The sequence below is a fragment of the Nitratireductor aestuarii genome, assembly GCF_014641695.1.
Classification (GTDB): Bacteria; Pseudomonadota; Alphaproteobacteria; order Rhizobiales; family Rhizobiaceae; genus Chelativorans; species Chelativorans aestuarii.
This window is the reverse complement of sequence record NZ_BMIF01000050.1, coordinates 1-1,073: the sequence shown is the minus strand read 5'-3', so window position 1 is coordinate 1,073 and position 1,073 is coordinate 1. Positions and strand designations below refer to the sequence as shown.

2 pseudogenes are annotated in these 1,073 nt (G+C 60.5%); one reads left to right on the top strand and one right to left on the bottom strand.

The annotated features are described in order from the left end of the window. Positions 1–112: pseudogene (locus tag IEX27_RS21050) on the top strand (IS630 family transposase); the annotation flags it as partial. Between the two features lie 40 nt (positions 113–152). Here IEX27_RS21050 and IEX27_RS21525 read toward each other — a convergent pair. After that, positions 153–950: pseudogene (locus tag IEX27_RS21525) on the bottom strand (transposase); the annotation flags it as partial. Between the last annotated feature and the right edge of the window lie 123 nt (positions 951–1,073).

Here is a 1,073-nt window from a genome sequence, read left to right as displayed (position 1 = left end):
AGGCGAGAGAACCGTAAACGGCCTGTGGGGCCTCATCGGCAAGCTCGTCGACATCTTCCAGCCAAGCGAATGCGCCAATTACTTCAGCTCGTGCGGATATGATCCAGATTGATCGGAAACCGCTCTAGCGCATCAGCAGTGAACGACTTGCCACGGCTGCGAGCACGTTCACGTGGTAAACGCAGCGCTCGTCCAGAGCGCAGGCATGCCGATAGTTCTCGCTTCAATGCGCCGCGGCTCTGAATGTAGAGCGCCTGGTAGATGGCTTCGTGGCTGATGCGCATAGTGGGGTCCTCGGGGAAGTCCAGCCTCAGACGCCGCGCAATCTGTTCTGGACTCCAGGCTTTGGACCAGCGTCGATTTTGCCGATGAACGGCCCGTCGTCCTTTCCATACCACGACTGGCCCATCAAAGGCGATGCCGTCGGGCGTGGCAATGAGGCCCGCGAGCCGGTCCTGCACGTAATCACGAAGGATAGGATTAGTTGCCAGTTTCGCCACCTTCGGCCGCCGTGCCGCTCGATCAGCATGCCACTGTGCGGTAATGGCGCGATAGTCGAAGTCGCCTGCGCGTGTCGCCGAGTTGCGCCTGATCTCGCGAGAGATTGTGCTCGGCGATCGACCTAGCTTTCGTGCGATCGCACGGACACCAGTGCCCCGAGCGCATTCCAAAGCTATATCTTCTCGTTCTCGGAATGTCAGGTTTCTACTCGTGAGTGGTGGGGCTGAAGGTGAAAGATGTGTGGGAGGCATGCCGCCTGAACTCCGAAACCACCGGTTCCCAACGGGGCCGGAAACGCCGGCCACAACAGCAGCATCTTCGCTGGTCTGGCCGGCCGCCACCCCACGCCAGAACCGGCACAGGTTCTCACGCTGCCACACAGGTGGCCGACCTGGCGAGCATAATTTCTGCCGCCTTGAGCGCTCCGACTTCCGTCTTCCCGTAACCATTAACACCTCCTGGTTTGGAGTGTTGCGACGACCGGTTGAATCTGCCTTGAACTCCCCTGTCGGAATGGTGGATGAGGCCGCTGCGATGGACGGGCCGCCGATCATGAAGGGCCTGGTCGAGGG